The organism is Sphingobium tyrosinilyticum, assembly GCF_042654265.1.
Lineage (GTDB): Bacteria > Pseudomonadota > Alphaproteobacteria > Sphingomonadales > Sphingomonadaceae > Sphingobium > Sphingobium tyrosinilyticum.
This window is the reverse complement of the sequence record NZ_JBHSFZ010000058.1, coordinates 106,178-123,013: the sequence shown is the minus strand read 5'-3', so window position 1 is coordinate 123,013 and position 16,836 is coordinate 106,178. Positions and strand designations below refer to the sequence as shown.

The window sequence follows — 16,836 nt, the reverse complement described above, 5'->3', positions numbered from 1 at the left end:
CGAACAAACGGAAGGACGAGGGAATGGAAAGCGCGATCGAGGCAGAACAGTCCGCAGAGCACGCGGCGAAGCGCCCGATCAGGAAGGACGGGCCCTATGCCTGGTTCGTGCTCTCGGTATTCATGCTCGCATATATGGTGTCCTTCATCGATCGGCAGCTGCTGACGTTGCTGGTCGGCCCAATCCGTGCGACGCTGCACATTTCGGACTTTCAGCTGAGCCTGCTCCACGGCTTCGCGTTCGCCATGTTCTATACCGTGCTAGGTATGCCGATCGGGCGGCTGGTTGATCGCAGCCGGCGCACGACGGTCATAGCCATTGGCATTACCGTCTGGAGCATCATGACCGCCTTGTGTGGCTTGGCCCGGTCCTTCGGTCAGCTTTTCCTCGCACGGGTCGGTGTAGGCGTAGGGGAGGCCGCACTGTCGCCAGGAGCATATTCCATGCTAAGCGATTGTTTCTCCGCTCACCAGCTGCCTCGCGCGCTTAGTTTCTATAATGGTGCGGCGAATGTGGGCGCTGGATTTGCCATCATGGCTGGCGGCGCACTCATTGCGCTCATGCCGGCCGTGACGCTACCCGGCATCGGAATGCTGGAACCATGGCAGGCGGTGTTCATCGCCGTCGGCCTACCTGGCGTGCTAGTCGCGCTGCTGGTACTGGCGCTGCGTGAGCCTCCCCGCACCGGCCTCAAGTCGAGCTTCGGCGGGGAGCAACCCCGGATTGGCGAAGTCTTTGCCTATCTCGCTGAGCGCCGCGCGGCCTTCGGCACGCTGATGATCGGTTACGCGGTGGCGGGACTGGTCTGGAACGGCTCGCTCGCCTGGCTACCGACCTTCTTCATGCGCATCCATGGGTGGAGCGTCGGGGATGTCGCATGGCGCTACGGCTTGGCAATCATAGGCGCTGGATCTGTTGGCGTCATAATCGGTAGCCAGATTTCAATCATGCTTCGCGCCCGCGGCCATGAAGACGCTAACATCAAGATCGGACTGCTCTCATTGGGGGGCGTGCTGCCTTTCGGCCTCGCGAGCGTGCTGGTGCAGTCGGACACAGTTTCGATCCTACTCGTGTTCGTCTTTTTCACTTTCTGCTCATTCCCCTTCGGGAGCGCCGCCGCGGCCTTGCAGGAAATCACGCCCAACCAGATGCGCGGGCAGGTTGCGGCCATATATCTTTTCTGCCTCAGCTTCTTTGGCATGGGTCTAGGACCGGCGATCGTGGCAAACTTCACCGACAACGTCTTCGGCTATGATGGCGCTCTGGGCTACTCTCTGGCGATCACCATTGCTATTGTGGTGCCGATCGCCGCCTTTCTGTTGTGGCGCGCCTGCGGCCATTATCGCGCGGCACTGGCTCGCAACGATTTTTAGGAACGCACATATGCCCAAATGAGGGCATCCTCAGCGCAGAGGCTCGCCGCTGTGCCGCGATGCTCGCCAATGATGCGGCCACACTCAACGACCTGCTGGATCCGATTTGTCTTTCGCCCATGCAACCGGCCAGGTAGATAATAAGATCGGCTGGCTCGGCAAGATCGCGGCAGGACGTATCAATTATGTCGCAATTAACTAGCGGGAACAGTATGTTACGATACTCGGGCCGGACGCCGCTCTCCTTCAGGGGCGAATGTCGACGCACGTGCGCGTCGAAGACGTCGAGAAGCAGCTTGACGATCGGGTGACGACCGTCTGTAGGCGCAGGAAAGCTGCCTGGCTCCTGCTCGCCTTCCAATCGACGCCTATCATAAACTGAGCCTTCACCATTTCCCCAACGAGAGGGCGTCATTAGGCAACCAATGCCATTGCGATTGGCAACAGCCAAGCGAGACAAGGACAGACATGGATGGCTCTGGCCGCTGCCGAGTGCGACTAAGGCGTAATGATAACGAGCGTCTCGTCGTTCAGGTCAGGACTGTCTGGCCGCCACCGAACAGAACCAAAGGGTCGCTCTAAGCGTCGGCGGACACGGCCATGAGGGCTGCCGATGTGAAATGCGTCGGCCGCCACCTGCAATTCCCTGTCATCCTGGGTCGTGCGCGATCGCTGCCTCAAATAATCCCCCCACGTGGGACAGGAATAACTTTCCGTCCACAATTCAGGGTCGACCACGTCGCGCGATAATGACCATCCAAAGCCGCCGCTACGCAAACGCCGACTTCGGATCTGCTGCATGATGCCATAGTAGTTGCGCGCCTGTGCCTGATCGACCCGGTAGTCGATTTCAATCACGATTGGTCCACTGCGGGGGGTCAGCGCCAACTGTACCTCTGGATCGGCCAGCGTCTCTGTCAATTCCTCTTCTGGCTGTGTCACCTTGGGCAACGGACTGACGAAGCCCAGCAGCGTCGTCATCGCCATGGCGAGCCCCGAAAGAACCAACGCGAGGGTGATGCCGAGATGGCTGGCCGCAACACCCCACCCCCAGGCGCCAAAGGCAATGCCGCCCGTCAGGGCGCACGTATAACATGACACGGCGCGCGCCGTGACCCAGCGGGGTGCTGAAAGCTGAACGCTTACATTGAGGAGGGCCACGAGCAGCATCCAAGCGGCGCCACCTGCCAGCATGGCGGTACAGGTCAGCAGCAGATGGTTGCTAAGGCCAATCACCCCCATGGCCACCGCATTAACAAGTCCCAACCACCGTGCAGCGCGCTCCGGATTCGCGGACGCCCGCACCCGGCCGATAGCAAAGGCTCCGGCTACCGCGCCCACACCGTAGACGCCGAGCAGCAGGCCGTAGGTATCAGCCGTGCCGTGCAGCAGCTCGCGCGCCACTAGTGGGGTGAGCGCCGAAACGGAAGCCGCGGCCAAACCGCTCAACGCGCTCCGCACCAGCACTGTGCGGATCGGCGGCGAGTGGAAGGCGTAACGCATACCCGAAATGATTGCTCGGTCGATCCTCTCGGGCGGCAAGCGCGAGGGCTTAACCGGTCGCCGCCAGAACAGGAAGGCAAGCATGAGCGGAATATAAAAGAACGCATTGGCGGCAAAAGCTGCCACTGCGCCTGCAGTCGCGACAATGATCCCGCCAATCGCCGGGCCAAAGCTTCGGGCGACATTATAGCTGATCGAGCCAAGGGCGATGGCAGACGGAAGATGTTCCGCACTCACCTGCTCGCCGATGGACGCCTGCCAGGCCGGCCCATAAAGCGTGACGCCAACCCCAATTAGGAAGCAGAAGGCCAGAAGCGCCCACGGACTTACCAATCCGGTCGAGGAGAGCACCGTCAGCCCGGTCGCACTGAGGCAAGCAAAGCCCAGGCCAATAAGCGCTACCTTGCGCCGGTCGAACATGTCGGCGATCGCACCGGCGGGCAATGCCGCCAGCATCATCGGCAAAGTTATCGCCGTTTGCACCAGCGCCACCATCTCAGCGGAACTGGTCAGCCGCGTCATTTCCCATGCAGCGCCCACCCCTTGGATCAGCTGGCCAAAGTTGGAGAGAAGGCTTGCCAGCCAGATGGTTCGATAAGTCCGCTCCCGCAGCGGTTCGATCAATGCTATCCGGCGACTGTTCGGCGATACATCGATTATCTTCTCCATCGCATCCCTCCAAAACATCGATGCTGCCTCACGTCACAAGCGCAGCAACAGGAGCATCTTCGCCCGGGCCCTGTTGATGGCCGAGCTGTCGACATCAGATTTGGCATATCTGTGACTAATCACTCCTGTTCCGGCTGATGCGGGACGACGTGCTCGGGAACGCGTCTATTTTGCGAAAGCGCCTAACCATGCGCCGATATAGTTGATGTCGAACAAAGAACTAAGCTCGCGTCATTTCCCTGAGCATTGCATCGCCACGGCGATTTTGACAATTGGCCAACTGCGGGCATGGTCGCAGGCAAAGATCCTCGAGATGACCGCAAACCTCGTATTTTCTAACGTCAGAAGGGACGAAGCTAACGCAATACTAATGCATCGCATGCAAACTGCGGCCGATATCCTTACTCTACGCTCTTGATCCTACCATGCAAACGTGCAAACGCCTCGGCGATCCAACCGGCCTCTCGAAGAGGATATTCATCAATGCGCCATATTTTCTTTTTTGCGATGGCCTGTGCCCTTGCGGTGCCCGCACTGGCACAGCCGGCGGCCGCGCCGGCAAGCGGAGCCTCTGCATCATACACCACTGCGGACACCGAGCTCGGCGTGATCCTAGACGATCCCGCTGCGAAGGCTGCGCTGGAAAAAGCCGTCCCGGGCATGACCACCAATGACCAAATCGACATGGCACGCGGCATGACGCTCAAAGCCATGCAACAATATGTCCCCGACCAGCTAAGCGACGCGAAGCTGGCGGAGATCGACGCCGCCTTCGGGAACCTCAAGAAGTAAAACTGCCGCGCAAGCTGTACATTAGAAGCCGCAGCGAGCGGCAATAAGAAATTTTAGGAGCGGATCAGCGGATCGTCGCTGGCCTGTTGCAGTGTGTCATCTGCCACATTGCAATAGGCGTGCGGCAATTCGTTTCTCCGCTCCTTTGTCATGCCCTTTGCTCTCGAAACGCCAGTGCGAGATGCGGTTTGGGTGGAGTGAACTGGCACATAGATGACTTTGGCGGGTAGCGATTTTTGCGCCCGCCATATAAGGGGAATTACAATGAATTTTCGGCATGGTGTCTGCGCACGCATTAGTGTGAGCGCATTCGCTCTGTTCTGGGCTCTCGGCACGCAGCATGCATCCGCGCAGACGGATGCCGGCGTGATGTCCGATACTGCCGCTGGAGACATTATCGTCACCGCCCGGCGTCGCAATGAAAGCCTGCAGGATGTTCCGCAAACCGTAAACGCGGTTACGGGCGCCGAGGTCGAGAAGCTCAACCTCACCAAGTTCGAGGATATCGAATCCCTGGTCCCGGGCCTGACGCTGGAAGGCGGCAATGACGGCTTCACCACCACTGCGTCGATCCGCGGCGTCGGCTATGATTCCACAACGGGCGCCCCGCCGACGGTCGAATTCTACCTGAACGACGCGCTGACCTTCCCGGTCTTCCTGTTCCAGTCAATGTATGACGTCGGCCAGATCGAAGTGCTGCGTGGCCCTCAAGGCACATTGCGCGGCCGCGCATCACCGTCCGGTTCGATCACCGTGACGACGCGCAAGGCGGACCTGCAGGAAGTGGGCGGCTATGCCACCATGACCGGCACCGACCAGGGCATGATCAACGTCAACGGCGCGATCGGCGTGCCGATCATAAAGGATATGCTGGCCATCCGCGTCGCTGGCATCATCGATGAGAATGAGGTCAATCGGGTCCGCAGCATCAACGTCGGCACCCAGCCTTATTCGCGCACCCAGGGTGGCCGCGTGAGCCTGCGGTTCGAACCCAGCAGCGAGCTGACTGCCAACATCATGTATTCGCGCCTGCACCGTGAAGTCGCGTCCTTCATTCAGGCCGAATCCATTTCGCTGTCGCAGCCGGGCGCGCCGGTGGGCACCGGCCCTATCATCCGGGCCAAGGATCGCCGCGGTATTGTCGAAGGCGCGACCAAGATTGACGAAACCCAGCAGATCCTGAACGGCAACATCGGCTGGACGATCGGCAACCAGCAACTGAACTATGTCGGTTCCTACACCAAGTGGAACGCCGAGAGCAGCGGGCCGCTGGACTTCGCCAACGTGTTCCCCAACCGCGAATATTTCCAGCTGGTGCCGATCCGCTCGAAGCAGCAGACGCATGAACTGCGCCTGTCATCGGTCAAGCCGCTGTTCGATTTTCTCGATTATACCGTCGGCGCCTTTTATTCGGACCTGAAGTCATCCAACCCGGTGACGCAGCCGACCGCGATCACGATACCGGGTACAACCAGCCCCACGCTGCTCGCGCTCAGCCCGCTGCAGATCGCCAACACCTCCCATCAGAAGGAAACCTCCTTCTTCGGCAATCTGACGGCGCATTTCGGTCCGAACACCGAATTGTCCGCAGGTCTGCGCCACATCATCTTTGACGATGAAGCGCTGATGACCATTCCCGCCTTTGGCGTGACTCTCGCGGACATCGACGAAACCTATCACCCGACCGTCTATAACGTATCGCTAAAGCACAGCTTCAGCCGGGACTTCATGATCTATGCCAATACCGGCAGCGGCTGGCGGAAGGGGCCGAACGCGACGGGCATGTCCCGTTCGCTGACGCCCCGCCTGCGGCGCTTCACCCAGCTGCGGCCGGAAACGTCGAAATCCTATGAAGTCGGTGTCAAGGCAGCTTTGTTCGACCGCAAGCTGGACCTGAGCGTCGCGGCCTTCCACCAGGACTTCAAGAATTTCTTCTACGCCAACCCGTCGCAGACCAGCTATATCAACCTAGTCGGTGGCGTCGAGACGCCCGGTAATTTCGATTTCCTGGCGAACGTTCCGGTCAAGGTGAACGGCATTGATTTCCAGGCGAACTTCCGCCCGAGCCGACGCTTTTCCGCCAATCTGCTGTTCAGCTACGCCAAGGGCAAGATCAAGAATGGTGAGATCGCTTGTAACGATCTGAATGGCGACGGCATCGCCGATCCTGGCATTCCGACGCTGGACCAGATCCGCGCCAGCGCAGGCACGAGCGAAGCGGTCGCGGTGTGTCGGACGAACGATCGCATCTCCAACTCGCCGAACTGGAACAGCACGCTCCAGCTCGACTACACCCTGCCGGTGTCGAACAGCGCCGATGGCTTCGTGCGCGGCCTGTTCAACTATTATCCGCGTAACCGCAACCAGCCGTCCAACCCCTATGATACGGTGAGCAGCTACGGTCTGCTGAACGTCTATCTGGGTCTGCGTGATCCCGACGGGGCGTGGGAAGTGTCGCTGTTCGGAAAGAACATCACCAACACTTTCCGCACCCTGTCGCGCAGCGATCGTCCGCTCAGCACGAACGCGCAGGAGTTTGGAGCCACGGGCCTGACAGGCGTCTCCTATCAGTCCAATTATGTCGCGGTGACGACGACCGCGCCGCGCGAGTTCGGCATCAACATCCGCTATGCGTTCGGCGCGCGCTGATCGCGGCAAGGCATAGAAAAGGGGCCGGGAACGCCATGTTCCCGGCCCCTTTTTCATGTCATTTGCGGATGACTTCCTTGCCGCCTACGCAGCGTGTATCGCCCTTCCCAATGGCCCAGGCTATGCCCTGCTCCAGCAGCCGGTCACTGTTGGGTTCTTTGTAACTTTCGGGCCGGTGGCCGATCGCCGAATAGAAAGATCGGCCATTGCCAACGCAGCGTGTCCAGGCAATCGGATGGTCCTTCCCCATGCGGATCGAATTGCCGCCAAAACCGACCGGGGAATAACTGCTCTCGTCCAGCGTCGCGAGCACGTGCGCTCCCGTCTCGCGCGGGCTGCGGGCGAAGGAATACCATTCCTCGTTCATCGACCATTCGGTCGGCAACTTCTGCGTGATCGAACTGCGAGGTTCAGCCACGACGACCCGCGCGGTCTGGAACTGCGGCTGATAGGAATGACCCATGAAGTGCGCCCCGATCAGCGTGTCGGCATACCAGTCCCAATAATAAACCGGATCGCCAGCCGATCCGTGCATCGCGGCGAAGCCCCCGCCGTTCGTGACATAATCCCGTAAAGCCTTGCGCTGGCTGAGCGTCAGAACGTCGCCGCTGACATTGTTCCACACCACGGCGTCGAAGCGGGCCAGATCGCGGCCGTTGATGGCGCCGCCCTTGTCGCTGAACTGGATCGACCAGCCGCGCCGTGCAGCCATGTCCTTAAGCGCCTGGGTCGCAGCGTTCACCGAAGGCACGTCGCGAAACCCGTTGATCTTGTCGAACACCAATATGGCGGGCCGCTTGATCATCTTTGGCAGGGCCGGTCGATCATTGTCGTAGCGCGCGCATCGCTTGGCCATCGCCTCCGCCGATACCGGCACCTTGGCCAGCGCAGCGTCGAGCGCGCGCCCGTCATTCTGCGCCTGGCTGGCCATGCGTAGCGCCATCTTGACCGACATAATGGCGTTGAGGCCGGCGGGAATGGCGCGCGCCACCTGTCCCGCAGCAGGCGCTTCCCGCTCGATCACCGCCATTGCGGCTGGCTCATTGCGGATGTCTATGAGCGGGCTGGCGCTGGTATAGGGCATGCGCGCATTGGGGCAGTCCGCTATCGCGACCTGCGCGCTGGCAGCCATCGGCAGGCCCGCCGACAAGACAGTGGAAACAGCCAAGCCTATCGCTTTCATCATTCTCTCCCTGAACATCACGGATACAGTTTGCGCCTCTACGTCCTAGCCGGTCCAGCCGTCGATTTCATCCAAGCGCATATCGTGCGAGCGCTAGTGCAGCCCTTGCGCTTCCTTGTGGCATCACCCTGTGTCAGATCAGTCGGGCAAGGAGAGAGTGATCATGTCATCCGCCGTCATCATTAGTGCAGCCCGCACCGCCATCGGAACCGCCCGCAAGGGATCGCTCGCCAATACCACGCCCGAAGCCATGGCCGCCGCGGTCGTGCGCGGCGCGATCCAGCGTTCGGGAATCGCACCGGATCGTATCGATGACGTCATCCTCGCCGAGTCCCTCGCCGGCGGCGGCGCGATTGCACGCCACGCAGCTGTCGAAATCGGCATCACGCGCGCAGCCGGCATGGCGCTCAATCGGCATTGTGCCGGTGGCCTCAGCGCCGTGGGCGTCGCGGCTGGCGCGATCATTTCGGGCATGGAGGAAGTGATCGTCGCGGGCGGCGTTAATTCCAGTTCCATGTTCCCCCGCATGCAGCAGCGCGACCCGGCGACTGGAGAGATGATCGACTGGTGGCTGCCCGCGACCCATCCCGACAGCCCCGAAGCACCCAATCGCGACATGTCGATAACCGTCGGCTGGAATGCCGCCAAGACGCTGGGCCTAACGCGTGAGGAAATGGACGCCTGGGCACTCCGCTCGCACCAGCGCGCGATCGCGGCGATCGACGCGGGTCATTTTGTCGATGAGATCGTCCCCATAAGCGTGCGCAATGCCGAAGGGCAGGAAGTCGATTTCCAGGTCGATGAGCATCCCCGTCGCGGTGGATCGATGGAGAAGATGGCGAGCCTAGCGGTGCTGCATCCCGAAATCGAAGGGTTCAACGTGACCGCCGGCACCTCCAGCGGCCTCAATGACGCCGCCGCCGCCATGGTCGTGACGAGCGACGCGATCGCCCGGGCGGAAGGCGTATCCGTGCTGGCGAAGCTGATCGGCTGGACTGCTATCGGCGTCGATCCCGCACAGACTGGCCTTTCGGTCCCGAGCGTGGTGGAAAAGCTCCTCACCCGCACCGGTCGTCGGCGCGAAGATGTCCGACTGTGGGAGATCAACGAAGCCTTTGCTTCCGTCCCCCTCGCCTCCTGCCGCATGATGGGGCTGGACGAGGAAATAGTGAACATATCCGGCAGCGGCTGCTCACTTGGCCATCCGATCGGCGCGTCGGGCGCGCGGATGATCATGACGCTGGCGCATGATCTGCGGCGGCGCGGCGGCGGTCTCGGCATCGCCGCCATGTGCGCGGGCGGTGGTCAGGCAGGCGCGGTCCTGATCGAAGTCTGACCGACAGGAGCGGATGCAATGCAGGAGCCTTCCGCTTTCGACCTAAAGGGACGCGTGGCGGTCATCACGGGTGCAGGTCAGGGCGTGGGGCGCGCGATCGCGTTGATCCTCGCCCGGCATGGCGCCGGCGGCATCGTCGTCAACGACTTTTTCGCTGATCGTGCCGAAGCTGTTGCGCAGGAAGTTCGCGCGATTGGTGTTCGAGCCTTCGCGATGGTCGGAGATGTAACGCAGATCGACCAGATCCGCGAGGGCCATGCGGAAGCAGAAGCGGCGCTCGGACCTGTGTCCATCCTGGTAAATAATGCCGGCAACGCAGGACCGGCGGGTTTCCCGCACGATCTGCCGCCCTTCTGGGAAACCGACCCGGCGCGCTGGCGGCGCTTTGCCGACGTCAACCTGTTCGGGGTGATGAACTGCTGCCATGTCGCGCTGCCCGGTATGGTAGAACGCCGTTATGGCCGGGTGGTGACCATCATATCCGATTCCGCGCGCATGCTCGACGCGCGCACGGCCGACTATGCCGCCGCCAAGGCAGGCGCTGCAGGCTTCATGCGCGGCCTGGCTGCCGACGCAGCGCGCTATGGCGTCACCTGCAACAATATTGCAATCGCGACGATGCGCACCATCATTGGCGATGCTGATTCAGAAGCGTCGAAAAGGCAGCTCAGCCGCTATGCCATCCGCCGCTATGGCACGCCCGATGATGTCGCCGGCACTGCGCTGCTGCTATGCTCGGATGCAGCGAGCTGGATCACCGGACAAACCTATCCAGTCGACGGTGGCTATAGCTGCTCGCTGTGAGCCATGGCCGGCTTCCAATCAGATCTCCCCGAACCGTCATCGATAAGCAAAGAAGAAGGCGCCCGCCGCCTGATCGCGACGGGCGCCCTTTTCGTTCGGCAAGTCGGCATGGCACGCAGATCAGGCGATCGCGCCCTTTGCCTTCAGCGCCTCGATCCGGTCCCATTCCAGGCCAAGTTCCATCAGGAACAATTCGGTATGCTCCGAAGCCTGGGGTGCACGAGTGGTCTGCACCGGGGCGTGATCGAACTGAACAGGTCCGCGCACCAGCCGCATCGGCGCACCGCCATCGACAGTCTCAATCTCGAACAGCATGTCGTTGGCCAACGCCTGCTCATCGTCGGTCAGGTCGAGCAGCGACTGTGCTGGCGCCCACTGGCCGCGATACTGCTTCAGCTGCTGACGCCAATAGGCGAAGGGTTTTTCGCGGAACTTGGCAGCGATGACCGCGCTGATCGCTTCCCAGTTTTCCATGATCGCCAGCGCATCATTGTAGCGCGGATCATCTGCCATCTCGGGCACACCCAAGGTCTCATAAAGGCTGCGCGCGTAGGGCCCGGGGGTCAGGGTACACATGTGGATCGTGTAGCCGTCCTGCGTCATATAATTGCCCAGGAAGGGGTTCTTGGGCGCAGAGCCCGTGCCCGGCATGTTGGCTCGGGGCACTTTGCCCGATTCCAAAGACTGTCCGATCGCCGATCCCAACGCCCACCACGCTGTGCTGAGCAGCGACACGTCCAGTTCGGTCGCTTCGCCGGTGCGTTCGCGGTGGAACAGAGCAGCCGAAATGCCACCGGCGATGAACATGCCGCCGATGGAATCGCCAAACGCGCCGACCGGCTGGCCGATCACGCCATTGGCTGCCAGTTCCTCCGGCGTCACGGAATAGCCCACGCCCGACCGCATCCAGAAGCCGGTGCTGTCGAAGCCCCCGGACTCCCGGTCCGGCCCCTTGTCACCATAGGCGGAGCCACGGGCGTAAATGATGTTGGGATTGGCTGCGCGGATATGCTCCAGGTCAATTTTCAGCTTCTGCCGCGCGGCGGGCAGATAGTTGGTCAGGAACACGTCGGCAGTCTTGGCGATCTCGTAGATCAGTTCCTGCCCTTCCGGCGTCGAGACATCAACGCCGACCGAGCGCTTGCCGCGGTTGGGATGTTCGATCATGCCGTTGCGCAGCGGGTTGATCTGCGAACCGAAGCTGTTGATGAAGCCACGCTGCGTGTCGCCGCGCACCGGATGCTCGATCTTGATGACGTCGGCGCCCCAGTCCGCCAGCACCGCGCCGGCAGCGGGCACGAACGTGAACTGCGCCACTTCGAGAACCCGAACGCCCTTCATAACCTGGGTCATGCATCCATTCCTTCTTCATCGGTGCGCACGTATCGCGCCCTGTCACGCCCCTGAATATCGGCGCGTGCATCCCGCCGATAGAGCGCCGCGACCCCGCCTAGCCACTGATCGTGAGAGCGATACGGGCCGCAAATCGTGGGGACGGTATTGCAGCGATCATCATTGCGTAGTCAGCCGTTTGGGTCGAAATCACCGCCTATCAAACACCCCCCGCCAAGGGGGATGCGCCGGAAATTTAGGAGGTCGATCCAATATGAACGCCTTGAGCCCTGTCTCGCCACGGCCGGACCATGTGCCCGAAGAGGCTGTCTACGACTTCGACATGTATCTTGACCCGGCTCTGCTGACTGACCCGCATGAGCGGGTTCGCGAACTGCTGCGCGATGCGCCGCCGGTATTCTGGACGCCGCGCAACGGCGGCCATTGGGTCGTGACCGGCTATGCCGAAAACTACGCCGCCTCTCGCGATACAGAGAGCTTTTCCAGCCAATTGATGCCGACCGAGCAGGCAATTGCGATCATGGAGCAGCTGCCGCCGGGCGTTCATCACCCCTCGCCTACGCCCATCACGATGGACCCGCCTGTCCACACCATGTTCCGCCAGCCGCTCAATCCCTATTTCTCTCCCAAGGCGATGCTGGCCCGCAAGCAGGAGATCCGCTCCCTCGCCAATGAGCTGATCGACCAGTTCATCGACAAGGGCCATTGCGACTTCATTCCCGAATTCGCCGAAACGCTGCCGGTGCAGGTGTTCCTGAACCTGCTCGGTCTGCCGGGCGAGCGCCAGGCCGAATTCCGCGATCTGGTGCATATGTTCCTTGCCCCGATCACCAGCTTGGAGGATTCGACCGGCCGGATGCGCAAGGTCGCTGACGCGATGGCCGACGTGGTCAAGGCCCGCCAGCATGACCCCAAGGACGATCTGATCAGCCTGCTGTGGCAAACCAAGATCGACGGCAAGGATACGACCTACGAGCTGATGGAGGATTTCGGCGTCCTCCTGTTCATCGCCGGCCTGGATACCGTCATTAACGGCATCGGCTATGGTATCCGTCACCTTGCCCGCAACCCCGACCTGCAGGCGCAGCTGCGCGAAAATCCCAAGCAAATCGTGGAAGCGGCCGAAGAGATCCTGCGCCGCTACACCTTCACCATACCGCAGCGCCGCATCGCTAAGGATGTCGAGCTGGGTGGCTGGCAGATGAAGGAAAATGATCGGCTTTCGCTCTACCTGCCGGGCGCGGACCTGGATGAGCGCGAATTCGCCAGCCCTGAAAATTTCGACCTCAATCGCGAAAACAAGGTTCATATCGCGTTCGGCGTCGGCCCCCACCGGTGCCTCGGCTCGCACCTTGCCCGTATTGAGCTGCAGGTTGCCTACGAAGTGATGCTGGAGCGCTTGCCGCAATTCCGCCTCGACCCGGAGAAGCCCGCCAAGTTCCACGCCGGGTTTATTCTGGCGATGGACTCTCTGCCGCTGCGCTGGGACTGATATGCCGCCGCTCGGTCCCCTGCCGCGGCCGGACATGGACAGCCGCTTCTTCTGGGCAAGCGGCGCGGATGGTGTGCTGCGCTTTCTGCGTTGCGATGCCTGCGAAACCTTCGTGCACCCGCCCCGCCCGGTCTGCCCGTCCTGCCTGTCCGAAAATGTCGTCCCCTCTCCTGTGCCCGGCACCGGGGTGGTGGAGAGCTTCACGATCAACCGGCAGAAGTGGCATCCCGCCCTGCCGGTGCCGTTCGTCATCGCACGCGTTGCGATCGACAGTGCGCCGGGCGTGATCCTGACCAGCAACATCATCGATTGCGATCCTGAAAGCGTCGATATCGGCGACCGGGTCGAAGTGACCTTCGAGCAGGCAGAAGATGTCTGGCTGCCACTTTTCCGGAAGATCGGCTGACATGAGCGCGCAGGACGTCTTCATCACCGGCATTGGCCAGTCTGCCATCGGCGTGCGGCAGGAGCGGCATCCGCTGCTGTTGACGATCGACGCCGTGCGCGAGGCACTGGACGAGTCCGGTCTTTCGCTATCCGACATAGACGGCATTTCGACTTATCCCGGCAAGGCCAGTGTGCCGCCCGGCTTCTCGCCTATTGGCGCGACTGACCTGATCGATGCGCTGCACATGGACGTACGTTGGTATAATGGCGGGTTCGAGATCACCTCGCAGCTCGGTGCCGTTGTTGCTGCCGCCGGCGCAATCCGCGCCGGCCAAGCGCGGCATGTGCTATGCTTCCGCACCGTTTATGAAGCGGCCGGCCAGTCTCGACCCGATGAATTTCCTCCGCCGCGCCCTGGACGCGCCGAAGGCGAGATGCAGTGGATGATGCCTTTTGGCGCCTTTTCGGCTGCCAATTGGATCGCGCAATATGCAATGCGGCACGTCAAGAAATACGGGCTGACCCGTGAGCAACTTGCGCAGGTGGCGATCACCGACCGCGCGCATGCCTCCCTCAACCCTCGAGCGCTGGTACGAGAGCCGCTGACCCTCGATGAATATATGGAATCGCGGATGATCACCGATCCGCTCTGTCTGTTCGACTGCGACCGCTTTAGCGACGCATCGACGGTGCTGATCGTTTCCGCAAGCGATGTGGCGCAAGACGTTAAATGTACTCCCATCCGCATCGCGGCAATGGCGTATAGTTGCCATCGCCACAGCTGGGACCAACCCGAATGGGTGGCCGCCTATGCGACGGGCAGGGAATTGTGGAAACATACCGATTACACCCCCGCCGATGTCGATACGGTGCAGCTTTACGACGGGTTCAGCTTCAATGTGCTGACCTGGCTGGAAGGTCTGGGATTTTGCGATGTCGGTGAGGCAGGGCAGTACATCGAGGGGGGTCACCGGATCGCTCTCAACGGAGAACTTCCACTCAACACCTTTGGTGGCCAGATCGGCGCAGGCCGCCTGCACGGCTTCGGCTTCGCGCATGAGGCGGTGACGCAGTTGCGGGGTCTTGGGGGATTACGACAAATTTTGGGCGATCCAAAGGTCGCGATTGCCACGTCAGGTGGCGGTCCGCTCGCGACTGCGCTGCTGCTTGCTAGGGATTGAAGGATGCTACCGGGCTATCGCCGTCGCATCCTGATCGAGCCGGCGGCCGGCCACGTAACGGCCGAATTGGAGGATGATTATCATCGGATGCTCGTGACGCTGCGGCATGAAAATGGCTTAGTCACCGGTGTCACCAGCTTCATGAAACGGTCACCTTGGACCAGTTGCCCTGGCGCAATCGCGCAATTGGAGCAGACTTTCACCGGCCAGCCGCTGGCTGCTTTCGCCGCGCGGGGGGAAAAAACGCGCAATTGCACACATCTCTATGACCTTGCCCAATTCGCTGCTGCTCACGCGAACGCGGACTCGCCGGTTGCCTATGACATCCACGTCTGCGATCCGGACCTTGGCCTCCGCGTCGCTAGTCTCGACCGGAACGGCAAGCGGCTGTTTGACTGGACACTGGACGCGAACGGCTTCGTCGCGCCGCACGAGATTGCTGGCAAATCCGTCTATGACATCAATGGATGGATCGCGACACTTGATAGCCCAGACAGGGAAGCCGCCCGTATCCTGCGCTGGGCATCCATGGTCGCTAACGGACGCCAGATGGATATTCCGGCGCACAGCCTGGCCGACCGTTTCCCGCTTGGCACCTGTTTCACCTTTCAGCCCGACGTCGCGGCAAACTCGCGTCGGCGGCCAGACGCAGATGTGGATCTCAGCGCACCTGGGATGGAACCGATGGCTGATCGGGCCGGATCGTTCAAATTTTCGCTTCCCGATGCACAATATCGGTAAATTCGCGGACGGAAGCCGGATGGCTAGGAGAGATATGATGAAGATGGAAGATATGGTGATCATCAGCGTCGATGATCATATCGTGGAGCCTGGCGACGTCTATTCGCGCCACCTGACCGGCGAAGCGCTGGAAACCGCGCCGAAGCTCAAGGTCACGGACAAAGGCACAACCTACTGGGACTATGACGGCAAGAAGATGGCCTCGGTCGGCCTTAACGCTGTAGTAGGACGCCCTCCCGAGGAATATGGCATGGAGCCAACCTCCTTCGAACAGCTGCGTCCCGGCTGCTACGACGTCCATGAGCGCATCAAGGACATGAACATCAACGGCATCGCCGGTTCGCTCTGCTTCCCCAGCCATACCGGCATGGACGGCGGCCTGTTCACGATGGCGAGCGACAAGAAAATGGCGCTCCAGCATCTGAAGGCCTACAACAACTGGCATGTCGACGACTGGTGCGGCAGCTATCCGGGGCGCTTCATCCCCTGCGGTCTGCTGCCCTGCTGGGACATGGACGAAGTCGTCGTCGAATTGAAGCGACTGGCCGACAAGGGCTGCCATGCCGTGTCGATCAACGACAACCCGACCGTGCGTGGCTTGCCGAGCATCCATAACGCCTATTGGGAACCGCTCTACAAGACGGCCGCAGACGTCGGCACGACGCTCTGCCTGCATATCGGCAATGGCCACCCCTCCCCCCATGCTTCGATGGAAACGCCGATCGAAGCATGGATCACGACGATGCCGATGGCGGTTGCGTTCGGCGCGGCGGACTGGCTGAACCTGCCCGCACTGGGCCGCTATCCCAACCTACGCATCGCCCTGTCGGAAAGCGGCATCGGCTGGATTCCCTACCTTATGGAACGTGCCGACTTCAGCCATGGTCAGCACAAGGCGTGGACCCACTCGGAATCGATCTACAAGGGTGAGAAGCCCAGCGAGCGGTTCCGCCGCCATTTCCTCAGCTGCTTCATCGACGACGCCTTTGGCCTTAAGAATATCGATGCGATCGGCGAGGATAATATCGCCTATGAATGCGACTATCCGCACAGCGACACGCTCTGGCCGAGCGTGCCCGAGCGGCTGTGGGAGACGATCCAGCACCTGACCGATGAACAGAAGGACAAGGTCACGCATTTGAACGCGATGCGCGACTTCAACTTCAACCCCTTCGAACATCACAAGAAGGAAGATCTGACCGTCGCGGCGCTGCGCGCGAAGGCGAAGGAACAGGGCGTCGACGTTTCGGTCAAGTCGAGTGGCGGCGCTGCTCCGCTGGCGGCCGGCGAAGAACCGCGGCCCATCACCTCGGGTGATATCGTGGGCATGTTCCAGAAGCACGCCGAAGCAGCCTGATCGCGGGCGCAAAAAT

13 protein-coding genes are annotated in these 16,836 nt (G+C 61.3%); 10 read left to right on the top strand and 3 right to left on the bottom strand.

All coding sequences use genetic code 11. From position 1 onward, the window contains the following. Positions 1–23: 23 nt before the first annotated feature. Positions 24–1,373, top strand: a complete 1,350-nt coding sequence (locus ACFO3E_RS16520; protein WP_380806356.1) for a spinster family MFS transporter — start codon at positions 24–26, stop codon at positions 1,371–1,373. Between the two features lie 498 nt (positions 1,374–1,871). Here the strand turns inward: ACFO3E_RS16520 and ACFO3E_RS16515 are convergent, their stop codons facing one another. Beyond that, entirely contained in the window at positions 1,872–3,545 is a 1,674-nt protein-coding gene (locus ACFO3E_RS16515) for an MFS transporter (protein WP_380806354.1), read from the bottom strand. Between the two features lie 483 nt (positions 3,546–4,028). Here ACFO3E_RS16515 and ACFO3E_RS16510 point away from each other — a divergent pair, with 483 nt between their 5' ends. Together ACFO3E_RS16510 and ACFO3E_RS16505 are read left to right on the top strand one after the other, a co-directional pair. Further along, positions 4,029–4,337, top strand: a complete 309-nt coding sequence (locus ACFO3E_RS16510; RefSeq protein ID WP_380806352.1) for a hypothetical protein — start codon at positions 4,029–4,031, stop codon at positions 4,335–4,337. 300 nt (positions 4,338–4,637) lie between these two features. Then, complete coding sequence (locus tag ACFO3E_RS16505; RefSeq protein ID WP_380806350.1) at positions 4,638–6,986, top strand: TonB-dependent receptor; 2,349 nt, start codon at positions 4,638–4,640, stop codon at positions 6,984–6,986. A gap of 58 nt (positions 6,987–7,044) precedes the next feature. Here ACFO3E_RS16505 and ACFO3E_RS16500 read toward each other — a convergent pair whose 3' ends face one another. Beyond that, positions 7,045–8,172, bottom strand: a complete 1,128-nt coding sequence (locus ACFO3E_RS16500) for a ThuA domain-containing protein (protein ID WP_380806348.1) — start codon at positions 8,170–8,172, stop codon at positions 7,045–7,047. 160 nt (positions 8,173–8,332) lie between these two features. Between ACFO3E_RS16500 and ACFO3E_RS16495 the strand changes: the two genes are divergently transcribed. Continuing rightward, positions 8,333–9,505 carry a thiolase family protein gene (locus ACFO3E_RS16495; protein ID WP_380806345.1) on the top strand — a complete coding sequence of 391 codons (1,173 nt, stop codon included), beginning with the start codon at positions 8,333–8,335 and terminating at the stop codon, positions 9,503–9,505. 18 nt (positions 9,506–9,523) lie between these two features. After that, positions 9,524–10,309: an SDR family NAD(P)-dependent oxidoreductase gene (locus ACFO3E_RS16490; RefSeq protein ID WP_380806343.1), complete on the top strand. Its 786-nt coding sequence runs from the start codon at positions 9,524–9,526 to the stop codon at positions 10,307–10,309. 120 nt (positions 10,310–10,429) lie between these two features. Here ACFO3E_RS16490 and ACFO3E_RS16485 read toward each other — a convergent pair whose 3' ends face one another. Beyond that, positions 10,430–11,662 carry a CaiB/BaiF CoA transferase family protein gene (locus tag ACFO3E_RS16485; protein WP_380806341.1) on the bottom strand — a complete coding sequence of 411 codons (1,233 nt, stop codon included), beginning with the start codon at positions 11,660–11,662 and terminating at the stop codon, positions 10,430–10,432. Positions 11,663–11,915: 253 nt separating this feature from the next. On the opposite strand from ACFO3E_RS16485, the gene ACFO3E_RS16480 reads away from it, so the two are divergent. The 5 genes from ACFO3E_RS16480 to ACFO3E_RS16460 are packed head-to-tail and all read left to right on the top strand — an operon-like array spanning position 11,916 to position 16,820. After that, entirely contained in the window at positions 11,916–13,154 is a 1,239-nt protein-coding gene (locus ACFO3E_RS16480) for a cytochrome P450 (protein ID WP_380806339.1), read from the top strand. A gap of 34 nt (positions 13,155–13,188) precedes the next feature. Continuing rightward, the gene (locus tag ACFO3E_RS16475; RefSeq protein WP_380806337.1) at positions 13,189–13,560 is read left to right on the top strand and encodes a Zn-ribbon domain-containing OB-fold protein; all 372 of its coding nucleotides are present in this window, start codon (positions 13,189–13,191) and stop codon (positions 13,558–13,560) included. 1 nt (position 13,561) lies between these two features. Continuing rightward, positions 13,562–14,722 (top strand): thiolase family protein, encoded by a 1,161-nt coding sequence (locus ACFO3E_RS16470; RefSeq protein ID WP_380806335.1) that lies wholly within the window; start codon positions 13,562–13,564, stop codon positions 14,720–14,722. 3 nt (positions 14,723–14,725) lie between these two features. Then, positions 14,726–15,463 carry a hypothetical protein gene (locus ACFO3E_RS16465; RefSeq protein WP_380806332.1) on the top strand — a complete coding sequence of 246 codons (738 nt, stop codon included), beginning with the start codon at positions 14,726–14,728 and terminating at the stop codon, positions 15,461–15,463. 34 nt (positions 15,464–15,497) lie between these two features. Further along, a complete protein-coding gene (locus ACFO3E_RS16460) occupies positions 15,498–16,820 on the top strand; it encodes an amidohydrolase family protein (RefSeq protein ID WP_380806331.1) in 1,323 nt (440 codons plus the stop codon). The last annotated feature ends 16 nt before the right edge of the window (positions 16,821–16,836 follow it).